Raw genomic sequence first — 626 nt, forward strand, 5'->3', positions numbered from 1 at the left:
CCCTCGCTCGACTTGCAGCCAAAAGGCTTGCCTGCTCTCCCTCCTGCCATCTTTTAATCCGTCGAACTCACGTTAAATTACGGTTTACTTGCGCTTCTGAATTTGAGCGTTACTAGCTTGAAAAAGTAACGTTTCCCATTGCTCTGGCGAAATACCTTCTCTAAGAGCTTGAGATGCCAAGTTGAACTGTTTCCAGGCAGCACGAGTTGTCAAATTATCTTTCTTGGGCTGCAATTTTAGGAGTTGACAGAATTTCTCAAATTCAATGTTGCTGCTGATATTGCATAATTGAGCAATCGCTTCGGAGATGCTCAGGTAGATCGCTTCATCAGCAGCAACCCATAACCATTTACCATCTGTTGCAAGTTTGGCTTCGCGCTGGGCTTGCTCAAGTTCATTGGGCATCATGTAATGCACCTCATCGCTAGTTGTGCCGTCTGTGAGTACATAACGTCTCAACATAATTTTTCTAAACCTCTCAAACGTTTTACCCTGCGCGGCAAACGCCGCAGAACCGTCTGGAGGCTTTCGCCTTGATGCCTTACCAATAACCTGAGTTCGGGTTAAGCCGGGAGCAAGAGATTGTCGTTGATCGCAATCGACGGCTTCTTCGGTTGGTGGCAGTA

1 protein-coding gene is annotated in these 626 nt (G+C 46.8%); it reads right to left on the reverse strand.

The window, feature by feature from the left end; genetic code table 11:
- Positions 1 to 84: 84 nt before the first annotated feature.
- A partial coding sequence (locus tag GS601_RS22705) for a hypothetical protein (protein ID WP_162425561.1) occupies positions 85 to 626 on the reverse strand: 542 nt, incomplete at its 5' end.

The sequence above is a fragment of the Myxacorys almedinensis A genome (genome assembly GCF_010091945.1).
GTDB lineage: Bacteria > Cyanobacteriota > Cyanobacteriia > Leptolyngbyales > Leptolyngbyaceae > Myxacorys > Myxacorys almedinensis.